This window comes from Rossellomorea vietnamensis (assembly GCF_008180415.1).
In the GTDB taxonomy this organism is placed as follows: domain Bacteria; phylum Bacillota; class Bacilli; order Bacillales; family Bacillaceae_B; genus Rossellomorea; species Rossellomorea vietnamensis_C.
The window spans coordinates 83,482-103,030 of sequence record NZ_VTEI01000007.1 but is presented as its reverse complement, the minus strand read 5'-3'; the positions used below and the strand labels follow the sequence as shown (position 1 = coordinate 103,030).

Annotated in this window: 16 protein-coding genes; 12 read left to right on the top strand and 4 right to left on the bottom strand. The window is 40.2% G+C overall.

Translation table 11 applies throughout. From position 1 onward, the window contains the following. Positions 1-512 precede the first annotated feature (512 nt). Positions 513-1,382: an NAD(P)-dependent oxidoreductase gene (locus FZC78_RS14235; protein WP_148940518.1), complete on the top strand. Its 870-nt coding sequence runs from the start codon at positions 513-515 to the stop codon at positions 1,380-1,382. Between the two features lie 242 nt (positions 1,383-1,624). Here the strand turns inward: FZC78_RS14235 and FZC78_RS14230 are convergent, their stop codons facing one another. Beyond that, positions 1,625-2,794: an aminotransferase A gene (locus FZC78_RS14230; protein WP_148940516.1), complete on the bottom strand. Its 1,170-nt coding sequence runs from the start codon at positions 2,792-2,794 to the stop codon at positions 1,625-1,627. Between the two features lie 378 nt (positions 2,795-3,172). Between FZC78_RS14230 and corA the strand changes: the two genes are divergently transcribed. Then, positions 3,173-4,168, top strand: a complete 996-nt coding sequence (corA, locus tag FZC78_RS14225; RefSeq protein WP_148940515.1) for a magnesium/cobalt transporter CorA — start codon at positions 3,173-3,175, stop codon at positions 4,166-4,168. Between the two features lie 583 nt (positions 4,169-4,751). Then, positions 4,752-5,657 (top strand): chemotaxis protein, encoded by a 906-nt coding sequence (locus tag FZC78_RS14220; protein ID WP_148940513.1) that lies wholly within the window; start codon positions 4,752-4,754, stop codon positions 5,655-5,657. Between the two features lie 150 nt (positions 5,658-5,807). On the opposite strand, the gene FZC78_RS14215 is transcribed toward FZC78_RS14220, so the two are convergent. After that, positions 5,808-6,272 carry a YkyB family protein gene (locus FZC78_RS14215; RefSeq protein WP_148940511.1) on the bottom strand — a complete coding sequence of 155 codons (465 nt, stop codon included), beginning with the start codon at positions 6,270-6,272 and terminating at the stop codon, positions 5,808-5,810. Positions 6,273-6,572: 300 nt separating this feature from the next. On the opposite strand from FZC78_RS14215, the gene FZC78_RS14210 reads away from it, so the two are divergent. The 7 genes from FZC78_RS14210 (at position 6,573) to FZC78_RS14175 (ending at position 17,161) form a co-directional block, all read left to right on the top strand. Next, positions 6,573-8,099, top strand: coding sequence for a Ppx/GppA family phosphatase (locus FZC78_RS14210; RefSeq protein ID WP_252183626.1), 1,527 nt, complete (start codon positions 6,573-6,575; stop codon positions 8,097-8,099). Positions 8,100-8,195: 96 nt separating this feature from the next. Then, positions 8,196-10,295: an RNA degradosome polyphosphate kinase gene (locus FZC78_RS14205; RefSeq protein ID WP_148940507.1), complete on the top strand. Its 2,100-nt coding sequence runs from the start codon at positions 8,196-8,198 to the stop codon at positions 10,293-10,295. Positions 10,296-10,491: 196 nt separating this feature from the next. Then, the gene (locus tag FZC78_RS14200) at positions 10,492-10,707 is read left to right on the top strand and encodes a hypothetical protein (protein ID WP_148940505.1); all 216 of its coding nucleotides are present in this window, start codon (positions 10,492-10,494) and stop codon (positions 10,705-10,707) included. A 782-nt stretch (positions 10,708-11,489) separates the two neighbouring features. Continuing rightward, the gene (fadH, locus tag FZC78_RS14195; RefSeq protein ID WP_148940503.1) at positions 11,490-12,248 is read left to right on the top strand and encodes a 2,4-dienoyl-CoA reductase; all 759 of its coding nucleotides are present in this window, start codon (positions 11,490-11,492) and stop codon (positions 12,246-12,248) included. 1,999 nt (positions 12,249-14,247) lie between these two features. Beyond that, complete coding sequence (locus FZC78_RS14185) at positions 14,248-15,468, top strand: EAL domain-containing protein (protein ID WP_148940499.1); 1,221 nt, start codon at positions 14,248-14,250, stop codon at positions 15,466-15,468. A 64-nt stretch (positions 15,469-15,532) separates the two neighbouring features. Then, a complete protein-coding gene (locus tag FZC78_RS14180) occupies positions 15,533-15,775 on the top strand; it encodes a hypothetical protein (protein WP_252183625.1) in 243 nt (80 codons plus the stop codon). Between the two features lie 702 nt (positions 15,776-16,477). Continuing rightward, positions 16,478-17,161 (top strand): DUF3993 domain-containing protein, encoded by a 684-nt coding sequence (locus FZC78_RS14175; RefSeq protein ID WP_148940498.1) that lies wholly within the window; start codon positions 16,478-16,480, stop codon positions 17,159-17,161. Positions 17,162-17,185: 24 nt separating this feature from the next. On the opposite strand, the gene FZC78_RS14170 is transcribed toward FZC78_RS14175, so the two are convergent. Continuing rightward, the gene (locus FZC78_RS14170; RefSeq protein WP_148940496.1) at positions 17,186-17,437 is read right to left on the bottom strand and encodes a glutaredoxin family protein; all 252 of its coding nucleotides are present in this window, start codon (positions 17,435-17,437) and stop codon (positions 17,186-17,188) included. Positions 17,438-17,440: 3 nt separating this feature from the next. After that, a complete protein-coding gene (locus tag FZC78_RS14165; RefSeq protein WP_148940494.1) occupies positions 17,441-18,388 on the bottom strand; it encodes an MBL fold metallo-hydrolase in 948 nt (315 codons plus the stop codon). A gap of 495 nt (positions 18,389-18,883) precedes the next feature. Between FZC78_RS14165 and FZC78_RS14160 the strand changes: the two genes are divergently transcribed. Then, positions 18,884-19,141 carry a YkuJ family protein gene (locus FZC78_RS14160; protein WP_113928979.1) on the top strand — a complete coding sequence of 86 codons (258 nt, stop codon included), beginning with the start codon at positions 18,884-18,886 and terminating at the stop codon, positions 19,139-19,141. Between the two features lie 194 nt (positions 19,142-19,335). Continuing rightward, complete coding sequence (locus FZC78_RS23720; RefSeq protein WP_187444952.1) at positions 19,336-19,491, top strand: hypothetical protein; 156 nt, start codon at positions 19,336-19,338, stop codon at positions 19,489-19,491. Positions 19,492-19,549 lie beyond the last annotated feature (58 nt).

The window sequence follows — 19,549 nt, the reverse complement described above, 5'->3', positions numbered from 1 at the left end:
CTGGAACGGACTTAGCCCCTCGGGGTCAAATAACCCAAAGCGAATAAAAGGAAAGACCGCCTTTTTTTCGCTTTGCAACATTTGCCTGTCGGGGCTGATCAAGGCGCTTCCGCTTTTGGTCCGTCTAGCTGCAGCGCCCAGCCCCTCGGGGTCAAATAACCCTCAGAGAATAAAAGGAAAGACCGCCTTTTTTTCTCTGAGGAACATTTGCCTGTCGGGGCTGATCAAGGCGCTTCCGCTTTTGGTTTAACAGCCATCTATCATTATAAATGATGTAAGCGCTTTTTTAAAGAGTGAATTTCTTTAAAAAATTTATTGTGATATAGGTTTATTCATTAAAAATAAGGGAATCCTATAATTAAGCATAAAGTTGGAGATTCTCTTTTTACAACCCCCTTTTCTTTGAGGGCCTGCATAGCAGGTCCTCTTTTTTTCGTTCCAGACAATAAAGTATTTTTAAAACAGAAAATTTATTATAATGGCAGTAAACTACATAAGGGGGAATGGTAAGAATGAATACATTAAAAGCAGGCTTCATCGGAACAGGAGTAATGGGTAAAAGCATGGCTCTTCACCTTTTGCAGAAATACGAAAACTTATCTGTCTATACTAGAACGAAAGAAAAAGCGGGAGAGCTGTTGAAAGCTGGTGCGACGTGGAGTGATTCTCCAGGGGAACTGGCCTCGAAGGTAGATATTCTATTCTCGATTGTGGGCTACCCTCACGATGTATCAGAAATTTACTTTGGAGAGAATGGGATACTCCATAATGGCAGTGAAGGATTGATTGCGGTGGATATGACTACTTCAAAACCTGCCCTTGCGCAAGAGATTTTTAAGACTGCTAAACTAAATGGAATACATACACTTGATGCCCCTGTCTCGGGAGGGGACACGGGGGCGAGAAATGGAACTCTTTCCATCATGGTGGGTGGAGATGAAGGTGTCTATGAAAAAGCGCTGCCTTATATGAAGGCGTTTGGTTCTAACATCAGATATCATGGAGAAGCCGGCTCAGGACAGCATACCAAAATGGCCAATCAAATCGCCATCGCCAGCAATATGATTGGAGTATGCGAGGCCCTTGTCTATGCAAGGAAAGCGGGGTTGGACTTGGAGGCAGTCCTTAAGACCATTTCAGGAGGAGCTGCCGGCAGCTGGTCGCTGTCCAATCTCGCGCCAAGGATGGTTGCATGTGACTTTGAGCCAGGTTTCTATGTTAAGCACTTCATTAAAGACATGGGAATCGCTCTGGAAGAAGCTGACACTATGGGATTGGCACTGCCTGGGTTATCCTTGGCAAAAGAACTGTATGAAGAACTTAGTTCAGCTGGTGCTGCTGATGATGGGACTCAGGCTTTGATAAAAATATGGAATGAATAATTATGTTCCTACCTGCGGGAGATACTATCTGCTGCTCTTAAGGTTTTTATTCCCGGGAGAATTTTACAAGACAAGTGTGCTGTCCGGGAATTCCACTGGAAATCGGAAGTGCCGCTGCTAATGATGCTCTATAAAGGCAAAGTCATTAAAAGCACCTCATTAAAAGGCGGTCAACCTGATAAAGAAATAGAAAAAGGACCATTGTCTGGTCCTTTTTCTAATTTGCAGATGATGAGAACTTCCTACTTCTTTATAAAGGCTTCAGCATTTTGTACGTATGCTTGAATTCTATTCATGCCTTTTTGCAGTTCTTCCATTGAACATGCATAAGACAGGCGGAAGAATCCTTCTCCAAAAGAAGAGAAACTATTGCCGGGAACCACGCCTGTTTTGTATTTTTTAGCCAATGTTAGAGCGAAAGTAAATGAATCCGCGTTAAAGAAATCTGGAATTTTTACAAAGAAGTAAAAGGCTCCATCGGGAAGAATCACGTCAAATCCCATTTCCTTTAGCTTTCCAGAGACAAAATCTCTTCTAATTTTATATTCATCCCTCATGATATCTGAGTCATTAATTCCCTCTGTTAAAGCTTCAAACGCCGCTTTTTGTGATATTGAAGAAGCACATGATACATTATATTGATGAACTTTAAGTATATGTTTAGCAATTTTCTCAGGTGCAAAAACCATGCCTATTCTCCAACCTGTCATAGAATGGGACTTGGATAAGCCATTTATGACGATGGTTTGGTCTTTAAGGAATTCCGAAATGGAAGTATGATTCCGATCGTAAGTCAATTCGCTGTAAATTTCATCTGCCAGTATAAATAGGTCCTTCCCTTTAATAAGGCTGGCAATTTCTTTTAACTCACTGGCTGTCAAACTTACTCCCGTCGGGTTTGAAGGATAGGGCAGAATGATGCACTTGGTTTTTTCTGTTATGTACCGGCTTATAGTTTCAGCATCCATTTTAAATCCATTTGACACCGTATCGGCAAAGACAGGTACAGCGCCGCACAATTTAATGATTGGTTCATATCCAGGATATACCGGCCCCGGGAGAATCACTTCATCTCCGGAACTCAAAAGGGTCCTTAGAGTGGAGTCAATTCCTTGTGATGCTCCATTTGTAATGATCACTTCATTTGCGGGGTCAAAAGAGACATTATACTTCTTTCTATAAAAATTGGCAGCGGCTTCTCTTAATTGGGGAAAACCTGCATTATGGGTATAGTTGGTGTAACCAGCATCAATTGCCTTTTTGGCGGCCTCTTTAATATGGCCGGGAGTCGGAAAATCGGGCTGGCCAAGGGTAAGGGATACCATATCTTCAATATCTGAAACCATATTGAAAAATTTTCGGATCCCTGATATTTCGATATTTTGAACTTGTTGATTAATTAAATGATCCATTATTTATAACACCTTCTCTTTCTAACTTGCTTCATATTTTACCATGTTATCGGCATTAAAACGACATTAGGAGATTAGCTTGTTTTGAAAAGGGGTAAAAAAATAAAAGCCCTTTTAGCAAGGCAGCTTTTTCATATGGTGCTGCTTTCGGATATCCCTAATACTAAGATTATTTATCTCTCTTCAGCGAGAGTAGCTTATAAGGGTATCGCCGCTCAGCTATGGTGGTATTTTTGAGGGAAATTTGTATGGAATAGCAGCAAAGTTCACGAAAAAACCCGCATAAAAAAGGATCAGTTCTTGTGATAGGCAATAAATCGTACTAGTGAAGGGCAACTTAATTCTACAAAATAGATCACGGAGTCTGGGGAGAACGTTATGATTAGAACTATAGTTGTGAAGGAAAATAGGGATGTAAGACGAGATATCCCCTTAGAAGAGGTAAGCAGAGAAGATATTCAATGGTATTGGGTGGACTTTGCCCAGCCAGACAGCAATGAAACTCAACAGCTGTATGATTTTTTTCAATTTCATCCTCTGGCCATAGAGGATTGTATAGAAGATTTTAGTGAAAGACCGAAACTGGATTTCTATAACGATTATTTTTTCCTGCTAATGCATACCATCGATCATAAGACACTGGACTTTCATGAAGTGAATATGTTCGTGAGTGATAAGTTCATTGTCACATTCCATAAGCAGCCGGTTAGTATTGTGGACAGGATTTGGGAAAAGGCTGCCGAAATGAAAAGCGGGAAGTACTCTACATATAATGTTATGCATGAAATAATAGATGGGCTGGTGGATGACTTCTTTCCGCTTGTATATAAAATTGAAGACAGCTTGAACCAAATTGAGGATGTACTCGAAAATGCTAATACTTCTGCAATTATGGAGCGCCTGTTTGATATCAGGCATGACATGTCCAAGCTGAGGCGGTCTCTGGTTCCTATGAGGGACTTGATGTACAGGATCTTAAATACTGGGAAATTAAGCTTTCTTAAAGGACACCATCTCTATTACAACGATGTTTATGACCATTTATTAAAGCTGGTGGAGATGCTTGAATCTTATAGGGAATTTTCTTCTGATATCCGAGATAATTACCTTTCCATCAACTCAGATAAAATGAATAATATTATGATGACCCTTACAGTGATCACTACCATTTTTATGCCGCTGACGTTTATTGCAGGCTTATATGGAATGAACTTTGCCTATATGCCAGAGCTGGATGAAAGAAATGCCTATTTCGTTGTCCTTGGAATAATGGGCTTCATAGCTCTGGGGATGTTCATGTTTTTCGTTAAAATCGGCTGGCTTCACTTTAGTATTAAAAAAAGAAAGAAAAGACGCAAAATACGCTTAAAGTAATACACAGTAAGTGGAAGGCCATCTTATTGATATGATTCAATCCTGCTGACGAAACCCATTTGGATTTCGTCCTTCTTTATTTGTGTACTTGCAGGTACTGCAGTAAAACTTCCAAATACTTCGTTCTCGAAACATAACTTTATTAAATGCCGGTGCACCCTTTAGAAAAAGGTGATAGCTGCCGATATATATATAGAATCAAGTCCTATTGTAATTCTCAGCAGTTGGGCGATCTTCTGTAAGTCTAATGGAAAGACAAGGCTGTTTTCGCATATATTGTTGCTTTCGGATATCCCTGGATACTAAGAGTTTTATCTCTTATCGGGGAGAGTAGCTCTTTTCTTTTCGGTCTTTCTTTATTTTTCCACCTCTTAATATGGTTGCTTTTTCGGAATTAATACCATATAGCAAAGTTTACGAAAGAGCCATAGACAAAGACAGACATGCTTCTGCCGCATTGTGCCTAAGGGTATGTGACAGAAGCCTAAAAGGCGGCCTTAAAATTGCAACAAGACCAGTGAAATAATCTGTGAGACTAAGCTGCCTCTAGGACAGTATCTACAAAAGGAAAGGATGCTGAAATATGAATGAAGATAAAGGAATCCTGCTGGAATCAGGTACCAATGAATTGGAAATCGTCGAATTTGAAGTAGGCAGAAATAAATATGGAATTAATGTGATTAAAGTAAAGGAAATTATACAGCCCTTGCCAGTAACATCCATCCCCCATGCTCACCCATTCATGGAAGGGATCATCCAGTTAAGAGGGGAAGTCCTGCCGGTCATCGATATGAAAAAAGTACTGGGTGTTGAGAATGGAGTACAAAATAAGCAAGATAAATACATAGTAGCGGAATTCAATCAATTACGAGTCGTATTTCATGTGGAAAATGTTACTCAGATCCACCGGATTTCCTGGGAGCAAATTGAAAAGCCCACTAATATGTACCAAGGAGGCGGCTCACAGGTCATCGGAGTCATCAAAAAAGGGGAAGACATGCTGCTTCTATTGGATTTTGAAAGCATCATGGCTGAAATCAACCCTGAGTCTGGGATACAGGTTGAGCAAGTAAGGAAATTAGGAAAGAGAACCAGGTCGGAAAAAAAGATCGTGGCTGCGGAAGATTCACCTCTTCTAAGAAAGTTATTGAGTGATACATTGTCAGAAGCAGGTTATGATAATGTTGAGTTTTTTGAAAATGGAAAAGATGCCTATGATTTCCTTGAGTCTCTGGCTGTTTCCAAGGGAAATATAGAAGATGCTGTGAATCTGGTTTTGACAGATATCGAAATGCCGCAGATGGACGGGCATCATCTTACAAAACGCATCAAAGAGCATCCTGGATTGAAAAAGCTGCCTGTCATCATCTTCTCTTCACTGATTACCGATGACTTGAAACATAAAGGGGCAAGAGTGGGAGCGGAGGACCAGGTGAGTAAACCCCAAATAAATGAGCTGGTTTTGAAAATCGATAAGTATATTTTATAGAGCTGCCTATCATGCGCAGACTGAAAAAGAAGCAAAGCTGAGTTATTACTCAGCTTTGCTTCTTTTTATAGAGAATGGTATCAAATTAATTTCCTGTATTATCTTCGCTCACTTATATTGCCCTTGCCAGGGGAGCTGGCGCTTTCAGTCTTAATAACTATCACCAAGTTTTTTGAATACAGGTTTCTGGTAAGTACGTCCGTATGCACCTTGTGAAGTTTCCTTCTTCTCTTTCATGCCCGTATATTTTTCCAGAATCAGTTTGGCTTCCCCAAGGCTCATTCTGCATTTCGGATTTCGGGTTGTTTTATCCAGCGTTCCAAGGTGTGGAAGATTTTCAAAGTCGGATTTAGCAGGAGGAATATGGAAAGTGTACATTCCGCAATCAACCAGGACATCGGACTGCTGTTGACTGAAACGTGGATTATTAGAGAAATGCAATCCTACTTTCGTTGCTTTACCTTCATTGATCATTTTTTGGAGGGCTTGTTTTTTCAAAGAATATAAGTACTTTGGATTGATAGCAGTTTTGGCGTGGCGATTCACCGTGAAAACAGCTTGGGAGAGGCTTTCTACTGTAGTAGAATGAGGGGATGGATCTTGGGAATTTCGCAAAATATTGGCTCCTTCCTTAAGTTGGGAATAGGTTTATTCTATTATACCTTTTTTTTCTGTGATTGGAAAGTTCGGAAAATATAAAGTGGGTATATGATTTGTATGAGAACAACATTAATTAAACATATATATTTATCCTTGTGAACTTTAAGATTAAATTATCCCTAAAGCAGGTAAATAATATATGCTAAGGATAATAAGTTTCCAAGAATACTACGAGATAAGAATGGTACATAAGTAAGTAAGGAATACTTGGGAAGAAAATGAAGCGATACTATAATTTCAAATAGGATGATGAAAATGAGCAAAAGCGCAATAGTTGATATAGGATCTAACACAATCCGCCTGGTTATTTATAACCACTATTCTGATGGCAGGTTTAAAGAGATAGAAAATGTAAAAGCAGTGGCCAGATTAAGGACCTATTTAGGGGAAGACATGAATTTATCCAGCAGGGGAGTTGATAAACTCCTCAAGATATTAAAAAGTTTTAGAGAAATCCTGGAGTTTCATGATATTCCTGCAGCAAGGTGTGTCGCAACGGCCACAATCAGGCAGGCGGGGAACAGGGAAGAGATTATTTCTGCAGCCAAGAGGGAAACCGAGATGGATATCGAAATATTATCAGAAGAGCAGGAGGCTTTTTATGGATATCTCGCTGTTATTTCCACAACCCCTGCCGATACCGCCCTTACAATAGATATTGGGGGAGGCAGTACTGAAATCACCTTTTTTGAAGATAGAAAACTGAAGCAGTCACACAGTTATCCTTTTGGTGTCGTTTCATTGAAACAACAGTTTATAAAAGGTGAATCTATTACGGAAGAAGAACGAGAAAATCTTATCCAATTTTTACAGGAAGAGTTCTCCAAACTTCCCTGGCTTAAAAATAAAAGAGTCCCAATCGTGGGGGTCGGGGGAAGTGCAAGGAATATCGCCCAGATCGATCAGCAGCAAAGGGACTATGAAATAGCGGGGGTGCATCAATACATCCTCTCAGGCAATACCATTTCATCCATTCGTGATCAGCTTTTTCCTTTGAATTATCAAGAAATTGAAAAAGTTGAAGGACTTTCGAAAGACAGGGCGGATATCATACTTCCTGCTGCTGAAGTTTTCCATCAGCTGTTCAACTATACAGGTGCCTCTTATTTTATGGTCAGCAGGAAAGGACTCAGGGATGGCCTGGTAATAGAGATGGCAAATGAAACCGGTGAAAAGGTGTTGAACCGCGAGAGTGTCATTGGATTGAGCATTAAAGAACTCTGCCATGAGTTCGACATCAACGAATCTCATTCAAAGCAAATGATTTTCCTGGCGGGAGAGGTCTGGAAACAGCTGTCCGAGTCAGGGTACTGGCAGCTTGAAGCAGAAGATTTGAAAATACTTCAGTATGGTGCGGCTTTATACTACCTGGGTGAATATATTGATTCTGAGTCCAGTTCACAGCATACATTCTATATCATGGCCAATCGATCGATTAATGGATTTTTTCATAGGGAAAGAGTGCAGCTTGCAAGCATTTCTTCTTTTAAAAACAAGTTATCCCTAAAGCAATACCTTAAGATATTCCCGGAATGGTTCACAAAAGAAGAAATGAAGAAGATAAGAGAAATGGGCGCTGTGCTGAAGCTGGCCTACAGCCTGAATGCAACTAAAAGAAATATTGTCAGAGAATTGAATATCACTAAATGTGGTGGCTCTCTAAACTTCTCTGTGCATTGTCATGGTGATTTTCTTGCAGAAAAATACCAGACGGAAAAGCAAAAGAGGCATTTGGAAAAGGCTCTCAGAACTGATATAAACATGGACTTTAAAATAGACTAACTTTACAAAATCTTAACTGTTTCTTAATAAATACCAATTCTGCATTTGCTAGGATAAAAAATGATAGAAAAAAGTAAGAGAGGGGGAGACAACGAGATGAAGGCAGAACAATTAGATTTGCCTCAGTATTATAATAACAGGGAACTGAGCTGGCTGGCTTTTAACGAAAGGGTATTGGAAGAAGCATTGGATGACCACAACCCCCTTCTGGAAAGAATGAAATTCCTGGCGATTTTCAGCTCCAATCTTGATGAGTTCTTTATGGTCAGAGTAGCTGGATTAAAGGATCAGGTGAAAGCCAACTATAATAAACCGGAAAATAAAGCGGGATTGACACCGAAGCAGCAGCTTGAAGCGATTTCAACCAAGAACCATGAGCTTGTGGAACTTCAGGATGAGACATTTACCAACCTTATTATTCCTCAGTTGAACGATGAAAAGATTCACCTCATGAATTTTGAGGACTTGAACTTTGAACAGATGACTTTTCTGGAAATCTTTTTTGAGGAACAAATCTTTCCCGTTCTCACCCCCATGGCAGTGGATGCCTACCGTCCATTTCCCATGCTGTTGAACAAGAGTCTCAATCTTGTTGTGATCTTGGAGAATCCAGAGGCGGAAGATGAGGAAGAGAGAGAGAAGGTTGCTCTCGTTCAAGTGCCTTCTGTACTGGACAGAGTAATCTCCCTTCCCTCCGAAACTGGGGAAGAAATGTACATTCTGCTTGAGAAGGTGATCATCCATTTCATTGATAAAGTTTTCAAGGGGTATAGCGTAAGGTCAGCGAGTGCTTTTAGAATCACCAGAAATGCGGATATGACGATACACGAAGAAGGCGCAAGAGATCTGCTGCTGGAGATTGAGAAAGAGCTGAAAAAAAGGAAATGGGGAGCAGCAGTACGCCTGGAAGTCCAAGAAGGAACCATGAATGAAAAAGTCCTTAAGTACCTGCTGGAGGAGCTTGAAATCCATAGCAAGGATGTTTATAAGGTCAAGGGGCCTCTTGATTTGACTTTTTTATTTAGTTTCATCAGCAAATTAAAGAAAAAGAGGGACAACTTATCCTTTGAAGTATTTATTCCCCAGCCTCCAAGGGATTTGCACTCTCATGAAAACCTTTTTGAAAAAGCCTTTCATGAAGATTTGTTTTTCCATCACCCCTATGAATCTTTTGAACCGATCGTTGATTTTGTTTCATTGGCTGCCGATGACCCCAATGTTCTTGCAATAAAGCAGACATTATACAGGGTCAGCGGCGATTCCCCTGTTATTGATGCATTAAAAAGGGCAGCCGAAAACGGAAAGCAAGTAACAGTACTGGTCGAGTTAAAAGCCAGGTTTGATGAGGAGAATAATGTTCAATGGGCTAAAGAGCTCGAAAAAGCCGGATGTCACGTAATCTATGGAATGAATAACCTGAAAACACATAGCAAGATTACGCTTGTTGTCAGGAAGACCCATGGAAGAATTGACCGATTCGTGCATTTGGGTACAGGAAATTATAATGATCAGACAGCTAAACTATACACAGACATGGGCATTATCACATCGAAGAGAAAGTTTGGAATCGATGCCACAAACTTCTTTAATTATCTCAGCGGATATACTGATAAACCCGAGTTTCATCACTTGGTTGTTGCGCCTTTTGATATAAGAGATGAATTTGTAAGGCTGATAGACGAGGAAATAAAATCTCATAGAAATTATGGAAATGGCCGTATCATCGCCAAAATGAATTCGTTGACCGATAAAGAACTCATCATGAAAATGTATGAAGCTTCCGCTGCAGGTGTGAAGATCGATTTAATAATCAGGGGCATCTGCTGTCTGCGGCCCGGAATAAGAGGAGTCAGTGACAATATTCAAGTCCTCAGTATTGTAGGGAGGTTCCTGGAACACAGCCGCATTTATTATTTTCATCATAATGGAGAAGGGAAAATGTATTTATCTTCTGCAGATATGATGACCCGGAATATGATTAAAAGGGTAGAGATCTTGTTCCCGATTTATAGAGGAAGCATTAAGAAGAGGCTGCTGGAAATCCTGGATTTATCATTGTCCGACAATATGAAAGCCAGAAAGCAGGATTCTGAGGGCAACTATCATTATGTGCAGCGAAAGGATGGCACACCTCCGATTAATAGTCAGCTCGAATTAAAAGAAGAAGCATACAAACATCTTTATTTGGAAAGCTAATAGAGATTTTAAGGACAGTAACGGTCTTGGTTGTCAGACAGATTAAAGAGTCCAATAGTTAATAGGGTTACACAAACTCTCCTATATGCTGAGGAAGAAAACTATAAGTTGACAAAAGGCAGGAAGATAATTTACTTTTAGTGTAATGGTACTTAGTGTTGCTTGCCCAGAGTTTAACAGCAAAGGAGTATGTTTTATGACGAAGCATGAACAAATGGAAATGATCATCCTGCCAACAGATCAGGGTGAGGTGAAGGTTTTCGTTTACGGATTTAAACCATTTGGATCGTGGGGACAAGTAGTTGTACAATTAAACGACATAACCGTCGATTCTAAAGGATACAACCGTAAAAAGACAATCATTCGGACATTAGCCCAGCTTCATCAGCTGCTCGTAAATAGTCAGGATTAAGTTTGATCTTTTAATTTTATATAGACTGAAAGCCGGTGTGAACTTGGGGTTCACACCGGCTTCTTTGAGTGATGGTCTTGAAAACCCCTGGCTATGCCGGTGGTTCCAAAGAGCTTATAGCGTAGTGTAGAACACCCTCTTTCTATAGAAAAAGCCGGTTCTTTATCACTACATGTCAGTCCAGCATGAGGGGAGGTATCCTTGCTGATTGGCATTAATAAAGCCTAAAATAAGCGGAATTTCTCCGCTTATTTCTCCACGTTTTTTAGCCGGAATAAACAGCCAGAGAAAATAATCCATTGGGCCTTTTAGGCCGAGGCTGGTAAGGAAGGCTTCCAGCCGCAGAGCAAACCACCAGTTTAAACTGGTGGTTTTTGATTTTAGTAAGTTGAAAGAAATTCAACCTATGCGGATAATTTTTAACTATGCTTTCTCGGAGGATCCGCCCCTATGGTCTGTGCCGACAGGAAAGGACTTAGCGAACTCATGCTGGGGGCTCAAGGAGTATTCTCTTTAGTTAATGGCCCCTATAAAAATTTTATAGAAATGCTTCAGATATATCTGGCTGGGACCTCATATATTAATTCCTTGAAAACTTCGCAGGTATATCATTATTTTCTAAAGAATTCTTAAATTCAGAGACTGGAACTCCCTGCGATATGGATTAATTTTAAAAAAGCAAAGAGTTTTTTCTATTGTAAGTGTTTTCATAAAGGGTAAATTGTTATATAATTCTGACATAAATAAAATGAGTGATCATTCATTTAGTAGGAGGATTAGAGATGAAAACAGTGATAGTAACTGGCGGATCAAACGGTATGGGGAAATATATGGCGAAACACTTTTTGGAGAAAGGAAATAACGTGGTCATTACAGGACGGGACATTGGAAGGCTTGAAAAGACTAAAGAAGGATTTGCTTCTTTGTCTGGAAAAATGGAGGTCTTTCAAATGGATGTCAGGGAGCCTGAACATGCAACAAAGATGATTGAATTTACAGCAGGAAAATTCGGCAGCGTTGATACATTAATTAATAATGCAGCAGGGAATTTCATTGTGCCCGCTGAAAAGTTGACTCCTAACGGATGGAAATCGGTCATCGACATAGTATTGAACGGCACATTTTTCTGCTCTCATGCAGCGGCCAATTATTGGAAAGAGACAGGAACGAAAGGGAACATTATCAATATGGTAGCTACATATGCTTGGAATGCCGGTGCAGGAGTTGCCCATTCAGCAGCAGCAAAAGCCGGAGTACTCTCTCTAACAAGAACACTGGCTGTCGAATGGGGCCATAAATACGGGATCAGAACAAATGCTATTGCTCCAGGTCCGATTGAGAGGACTGGAGGAGCCGAGAAGCTGTGGGAATCAGAGGAAGCTGCCAAAAGGACAATTGACAGTGTGCCGTTAAAACGATTGGGTACTCCTGAAGAAATAGCTGAACTGGCCTATTTCCTTGCTTCAGACAGCGCAGCCTATATCAACGGAGAATGTGTGACAATGGACGGGGGACAGTGGCTTAACCGCTTTCCATTTTAAGAATATCTCAACCAGTCAGATTTAAGGCTGGTTTTTTATTGGCTCTTTTCGTAAACTTTGTTGCTAATTAATCTATTTTTCATAAGAGAACTCCATTATTCACTGTTAATAACCGGATAAGCAAGGGAGTAAAGAGCTACTCTTTCTGTTTAGAGAGAAATAGTATCCTAAAAACTCCAGGTGACCGTTTTTCGCTGTTAGGTGTCCCTCGAGAGCGGTTTGAGTGACACCAGGTGTCTGTTTTTCGCTGTTAGGTGTCCTTTGAGAGCTGGTTGAGTGACAGCAGGAGTCGTTTTTCGCTGTTAGGTGTCCTTCGAGAGCTGGTTGAGTGACACCAGGAGTCTGTTTTTCTGTGTTAGGTGTCCTTCGAGAGCTGGTTGAGTGACACCAGGAGTCTGTTTTTCTGTGTTAGTTAGGTGTCCTTCGAGAGCTGGTTGAGTGACACCAGGAGTCTGTTTTTCTGTGGTAGGTGTCCTTCGGGAGCTGGTTGAATGACATCAGGAGTCGTTTTTCGCTGTTAGGTGTCCTTCGAGAGCTGGTTGAGTGACACCAGGAGTCTGTTTTTCGCTGTTAGGTGTCCTTCGAGAGCGGTTTGAGTGACACCAGGAGTCTGTTTTTCTGTGTTAGGTGTCCTTCGGGAGCTGGTTGAGTGACCCCAGGAGTCTGTTTTTCTGTGTTAGGTGTCCTTCGAGAGCTGGTTGAGTGACCCCAGGAGTCTGTTTTTCTGTGTTAGGTGTCCTTCGAGAGCTGGTTGAGTGACACCAGGTGTCTGTTTTTCTGTGTTAGGTGTCCTTCGAGAACGATTTGAGTGACACCAAGAGTCTGTTTTTCGCTGTTGGGTGTCCTTCGAGAGCTGGTTGAGTGACACCAGAAGTCTGTTTTTCTGTGTTAGGTGTCCTTCGAGAGCTGGTTGAGTGACACCAGGAGTCTGTTTTTCTGTGTTAGGTGTCCTTCGAGAGCGGTTTGAGTGACACCAAGAGTCTGTTTTTCGCTGTTAGGTGTCCTTCGGGAGCTGGTTGAATGACATCAGGAGTCTGTTTTTCTGTGTTAGGTGTCCTTCGAGAACGATTTGAGTGACACCAAGAGTCTATTTTTCGCTGTTAGGTGTCCTTCGAGAGCTGGTTGAATGACACCAGAAGTCTGTTTTTCTGTGTTAGGTGTCCTTCGAGAGCTGGTTGAGTGACACCAAGAGTCTGTTTTTCGCTGTTAGGTGTCCTTCGGGAGCTGGTTGAATGACATCAGGAGTCGTTTTTCGCTGTTAGGTGTCCTTCGGGAGCTGGTTGAATGACATCAGGAGTCGTTTTTCGCTGTTAGGTGTCCTTCGAGAGCGGTTTGAGTGACACCAGGAGTCTGTTTTTCGGGTATCCTTCAAGAGCGGTTTGGGTGACACCAGGAGTCGTTTTTCTATGTTAGGTGTCGTTGCCCGTGTAGAATTATCCCGCTTCCCTAAGTATTTCCCTTGGAGGAAGCTCTTTTCTTTCTTGAGTGCTTAGATATTTGGGATGGGATAAGGCTGCACCTTACCCAACAACAATCTTTGCGAAAAGAGCCTTTTATTTTTATAAACTCCTCTTTTTTGGATTACATTATCCGCGTCCTGCAGCGCCTAGCCCCTCGGGGTCAAATAACCTCAAGAGAATAAAAGGAAAGACCGCCTTTTTTTCTTTTGAGAACATCTGCCTGTTGGGGCTGAAAGAGGCGCTTCCGCTTTTGTTCTTGACTGCTTTAATAGATCCTTCTTCAAGAGCCTGCTTTTTATATAGTATGGTAAAAAAGGCATGCCGCCAGTTACTTCTGTCTGAACAAACGGAATCAATGTGAAAAGGCTCTTAATTACTCTGCACGCCGCTGAACAGCCGGCTCTGTTTATTAGTTTACCTCTCCTTCAGTCACAATCGTTGCTGAAAAGCTAAATAAAAAAACCAGTCATCATTTCTCTCTCTGAAGCATCAGGATATGATATACTCAATAATATTTTATCGTAGGGAAGTGGTTGAAGATGGATCCATTGGAAGTTATAGCGAATTTGAATAAGGCTTTTCCTTATTTTCAACCGGTATTCAGTGCAGATGAACATACTATTATGGGATATGAGATATTGGGAAGATATCAGTCTGACCAAGGAATCATCAGTCTGGGGCCGTTTTTCCTTGATGAGGACATTCCCGATGAGTATCGGATAGAGGCGGATAATTATATTTTGTCACAGGCTTTAGAAAAATCCTTGAATGAGGGCATTTCCACAAGTTTTTTTGTGAACAGGGATGCTAACCTGTTAATGGCAGATAGAGGACAGTCACTTCTTGAACTTTTATTGCGCTTTTGTTCCAAAGGGTTAGACTTGGAGAGAATTGTTCTCGAGATTTCAGAGAAAACGTTCAGAGGGGATTTTGAGCAGTTATTTCATTTGATTCAGTATTATAAAACGTATGGAATCAAAATTGCCATTGATAATATAGGCGGAGACAGCGATCAGTGGGAGAGGCTTGCAAAGGTGAGCCCTGATATTATGAAGGTTGATCTTCAGCACCTGCGGAAAGAAGCAGGAAACACTGCTTTTCATAATATTTTATACAGCCTTTCTATGCTGGCCAGGAAGATTGGTTCGACGCTTCTTTTTGAAAATATCGAATTGGACTATCAGCTTCACTTTGCCTGGAAGAATGGCGGAAGGTATTATCAGGGCTTTTATTTACAGGAACCGTCCGCAGATTTTCTGAAAAAAGAAATCCTGCGGGAAAAGTTAAAGACAAAGTGTCAGGAGTATATAGAACATGAAAAGAGACATTTAAAAGCAGTCCATGGTCTTGCGCAGCTTCTTCAGAGGGAAACCAATGAGCATATCAACCAACTTAAAAAACAAATGAATGATTTAGACAGCTTGATTATCAGCCTATCCAAATTCGTTGGGGATAAATTTTTCCGGCTGTATATATGTGACGGAAACGGTTTTCAGTTGACGGAGAACCTGATCAGAAAAGATAGCAGGTGGGCAGCACTTGACGGTTTTAAAGGGAAAAACTGGAGTTGGAGGCCGTATTTCCTTGAAAACATCATGAGAATGCAAAACAAAAATGCAGGATTGCTTTCAGATTCCTACAGCGATATTGAAACGGGTGAGATGATCAGGACCTTTTCCTATCCATTAGGGGAGAACCACTATCTTTTTATGGACTTGGCCTATGATTTCTTGTATGACCAGGATGGAATCCATTATTAGAACACGGAATAGTTGATGCTTCAGTGGGCACCTTAACCTTAAAAGCTTATTAAGGGGTGGTATGATGAGCAGTTTTATTATGGTCCTTATGCTTATTAGTGCAGGAGTGCTTGTTCTGTCATTACTATATACATTAAAGGTAGCTCGTCAGCAGAAAGAATTAAAAAACGAACTTGATACAGATTTACCGGATAAAGTGCAGGAGCATCCATATACAAAGAATCCAATTTTTCTCACCTACTTAATTGCTGCTGTACTTGTTATATTATTTATCATCTATAAAGCGGTTGATTTATACGCTGCATGAGTATTTGTCAGTATTAAAGGCTGTTTTCTGAAACATGGTTGCTTCCGGATACTCCCGGATACTAAGAGTTTTATCTCTTTTCTTTTCGGTATTACCGTATTTTTTCCTTCTTGAGATTGATATTTCTTCGGAGTTAGTATCAAATAGCAACAAAGTTTACAAAATGAGCCTGATTTAAAGAGAAAAGAATAAGCAGGATTCAGAGAAGAAGAGTGTATCATGTGCTGATGCAGTCTTCTTCTTTTTTATTGACTCTTTTCTAAAGGCCGTTTTCGCTTACATAATTGCTTCAGATAAATGCTAAAAGCTCGATTTTCTCCTGTACACTAAGGTTTCACCTTAACGAAGAGAAGCTCTTTCCTCTCTTGATTAACAGGTTTTTTTCCTGTCGCTTATGGCGCTGCTTTTCGGAATCAACACCATATAGCAACAAAGTTTACGAAAAGAGGCTTACATAAAGAGTGAGCAGAAGTTTCGCAGCCTCCTGCAGGATTTGCGGCGCATCCAATTCCAGCACCTCCCCCCTTCTCCAGAGAGAAAACTTGACATTAAATAACTGGTAAATTATTCTTTATCATCATTTAAGTTTTACAAATATGACAAAAGGGAAACAGAATAAATGAAATTAATAAATGAATCTGTCTGCTTTTGTTAGTAAAATGCGAATGATTTACATACTATCGACATACAAGGGTTGCTACAATGGAAAAGAAATCCAAAGGAGAGAAGATAAAGATGATGAAAAAATTCAAGAAACTAACCGCAGTATTGATTGCAGCCATTTTTTGTATCATGTTCATTGAACCGGCGACTGCCCTGGATAAAGAGGGAATTGTCAAAAGAGTTGAAACTTCTTTTAATAAGCAGGTATCTTTGAGTGAAAAACCGAGGGATATGAACGAAATTGACGCTATTTTAAATACTCATTTTACGGAAAGTTTCAAGGAAAAATTCGTATTGGAAAATGTCATTGAAACGGATGAAGGCTTCCAGACTTTCGGCTCAGATTTTGCCTCCTATTATATTCCTAATTTTAGCTATACAGACAAAACAGAAGCTGTTAAAAAGGGTGAAACTGTCTACCTGTATGAATACATTACTTATGAGGAAGGACCTGTTTATTTTGAGGACGGGTATCAGGGGGTAAAACTGGTAAAAGAAAATGGCGATTTGAAAGTGGATGATATTTTCTTTACACTCCCAAAAGAACTGGAAACGAGAGAGAACGGCAATGAAGCTTCCTCGACTGAAGAAGCTCAAAAATTGGAAACGGCAGAAGGGGAGGGTGTTTCTTCCCCCCTTTCCGTTTCCTATAGAAATAAATTGTACATTATTTTTCAAGGCTATTTCCTTGATGACAGCCGCTACTTTTCAAATGTTATTTGAGAATTCAAATTGACACAAGATGTGTCAATTTATTTTGTTTATCTCCAGCAATTCAGCAAGTTGTGCAAGATCAGAGCTGTATAATACTTCATCATCTACCAGTACCAAAGGAGTTGACATTGCTTTGTACTTTTCTACTAATTCTTTCCTGAAGACCGGATCTTTTCTGATATCCTTTTCTGTGTAAGGAATCTTATGATGGTTTAAAAGTTCTTTGACGAAAGTGCATGGAGGGCAGTCTGGCTGCGTATACACCGTGATGTCTCTTTGCTTCAATCTTTACACTTCCTTTTTGGAATGGTTTTTTTTTAGGTAGTCGAGAAGGCCCATTGCTGAAACCTTCATATCCAAATCCAGGAGACGGAGGAAATCCTCATTTCCTCTCAGCCTGTTATCTGAATTCAGTACTTCTTTTTTTAGTGCTTCTGCCAATGCAGGAAGCTGTGTTTCTGGTTTGTTTTCTTTAGTGATTCGAATAGCAGTATCGATAAATATTTTCAGCCAATTTTTTATCTCTGTCAAAACTTTTGCCGGCTCTTCAGAAATACCAAAATGTCCGAAGAAAATTCTCTCTAGTTCTAATTCATTGAATAGAGCAAGTGATTGAAGCATCTCCTCAGGGTTGAACTGATTAGGAGAGGTGGACGGCAAATAAAGAGCTTCCCCTTCCAGAATGTATCCATAATTGATTCCTGCAGTGTCCCCGGTAAATATTCCTTTTGATTTATTATCATATATACTGAAATGATGCCGTGAATGACCCGGTGTATCCAAAAAGGTCAAAGTACTGTCAGGGCTTAGTTGAAGATGCTCATTGTGTTTTTTTATGATGACCCTTTCTGGAGGTACAGGGATGATAGGATGGAATAAGCGATCAAAATCCTTTCCATATACCTGTCTTGCACCTGCTTCAAGTTTCTCGGGATTTATCAGGTGTCTTGCTCCTTTTTCGTGGACAATAATCGAGGCATTCCGGCATTTTTCAAGAAAAACACCCGCACCTCCAGCATGATCTAAATGAATATGGGTTACGATGATATTTTTTATTCTATCCAATGAAATCTCCATTTGTTCCAGCCCCTCAATCAAACGGGGAATAGAGGGGCTGGCAGAAGTTTCAATTACTGTCACTTCTTCTTCTTTGATGACATATGCACCTGTTCTGAAGCGTTCGTTCAAATCAAGAAGGTCAATAATGGATATTCTATCTTCACTATTTATTATCATCTTCTTTGCCCCTTTATGAAAGTCTGTTTTCGCATATATTGTGGCTTTTGGAAAAATCCCAAGAGCCGGATTTTTCCCCGGATACTGAAGGGTTTCTCTCTAATCGGGGAGAGCAGCTCTTTTCTTTTCATAATTTCTAGGTTATTCATGTGAACTATGGTTATTTTTTCGGAATTAGAACCAAACAGCAACGAAAGTTTACGAAAAGAACCCTATGGAGAAGGGCATAATCTGTAGGTGAAACCTTCAAATGCCCCTTTCAATTAGCTTCTTTTGATGTTAATTATAGCCGAATTAGAATAAAAATAAAAAAATTCTGTTTTTTTCTTGAGAAGGGAAAGTGGTGGTGTTATGTTAAAAGGTGTGATAGAGTTGTATGTGTTTTTAGTAAGGATCTTTCATTCAGATGGCGGTTTATCTCATCTTTTGAAAGGATAGAAATTGTTATAATGTAAAAGATAAGACAGAATGAAGTGAAGAAAGGAGAGACGGTCAATGTCTCAGCTTCTAGGGATCATTCAGCGTTTAAAATCATTGCAGGATGGTACAGATACAGGTGAAACACAACAGCGTTTTTTTGAAGTGAATGGTAAAAAACTATGTCAGGTAAAGTATTTTTCTAATACCGATACATTTGAATTAGAAGTTTACACTGATGATAAGAAAGCCAACAAGTTTCCATTCGATGATATCGATATTACAGCTATCGAGATTTTTGAATTGCTTCAAGAAGAGAAGGAAAACTCCCAGTAACCGGGAGGCACATCCTCAGCAGAAGAGAAGGCGGTCACATAGATGTGACTGCTTTCTCTTTTTTTTACGGCTCCTTTAGTGAAAATTGTTGTTAATTTTCTTTCTTGTTATGTTACGCTGCTTCCCGCAGGAACAGGAGTGTGGGGTGTATAGAAATAACAAGCATGACGGAACTTAATGATAGAGGTGATAGAATGAATACTGAAAAAAATCCTGAAACCATTTGTCCTGCATGCGGCCAAATAAACGTTATGGAAGATGTCCTGACTGCATTGTCCAATCAAAATGTAATGTACGACTGCCCTTTCTGCGGATATCATAAGAAAAATATAGAGACGAAAAAGGGCTGAACAGACTTTTAAACCCAACATATTCCTTAAAGTATGATACAATAAAAGCCGGCCTTTA

What these genes read in the sequence shown, in the direction of transcription:
- FZC78_RS23720 (WP_187444952.1), top strand. Translation starts at nt 19,336, where the DNA reads ATGAATACTGAAAAAAATCCTGAAACCATTTGTCCTGCATGCGGCCAA.
- corA (WP_148940515.1), top strand. Translation starts at nt 3,173, where the DNA reads ATGATTAGAACTATAGTTGTGAAGGAAAATAGGGATGTAAGACGAGAT.
- FZC78_RS14210 (WP_252183626.1), top strand. Translation starts at nt 6,573, where the DNA reads ATGAGCAAAAGCGCAATAGTTGATATAGGATCTAACACAATCCGCCTG.
- FZC78_RS14175 (WP_148940498.1), top strand. Translation starts at nt 16,478, where the DNA reads ATGGAAAAGAAATCCAAAGGAGAGAAGATAAAGATGATGAAAAAATTC.
- FZC78_RS14235 (WP_148940518.1), top strand. Translation starts at nt 513, where the DNA reads ATGAATACATTAAAAGCAGGCTTCATCGGAACAGGAGTAATGGGTAAA.
- FZC78_RS14160 (WP_113928979.1), top strand. Translation starts at nt 18,884, where the DNA reads ATGTCTCAGCTTCTAGGGATCATTCAGCGTTTAAAATCATTGCAGGAT.
- FZC78_RS14185 (WP_148940499.1), top strand. Translation starts at nt 14,248, where the DNA reads ATGGATCCATTGGAAGTTATAGCGAATTTGAATAAGGCTTTTCCTTAT.
- FZC78_RS14200 (WP_148940505.1), top strand. Translation starts at nt 10,492, where the DNA reads ATGACGAAGCATGAACAAATGGAAATGATCATCCTGCCAACAGATCAG.
- FZC78_RS14180 (WP_252183625.1), top strand. Translation starts at nt 15,533, where the DNA reads ATGAGCAGTTTTATTATGGTCCTTATGCTTATTAGTGCAGGAGTGCTT.
- FZC78_RS14205 (WP_148940507.1), top strand. Translation starts at nt 8,196, where the DNA reads ATGAAGGCAGAACAATTAGATTTGCCTCAGTATTATAATAACAGGGAA.
- FZC78_RS14220 (WP_148940513.1), top strand. Translation starts at nt 4,752, where the DNA reads ATGAATGAAGATAAAGGAATCCTGCTGGAATCAGGTACCAATGAATTG.
- FZC78_RS14165 (WP_148940494.1), bottom strand. Translation starts at nt 18,388, where the DNA reads ATGATAATAAATAGTGAAGATAGAATATCCATTATTGACCTTCTTGAT.
- FZC78_RS14230 (WP_148940516.1), bottom strand. Translation starts at nt 2,794, where the DNA reads ATGGATCATTTAATTAATCAACAAGTTCAAAATATCGAAATATCAGGG.
- fadH (WP_148940503.1), top strand. Translation starts at nt 11,490, where the DNA reads ATGAAAACAGTGATAGTAACTGGCGGATCAAACGGTATGGGGAAATAT.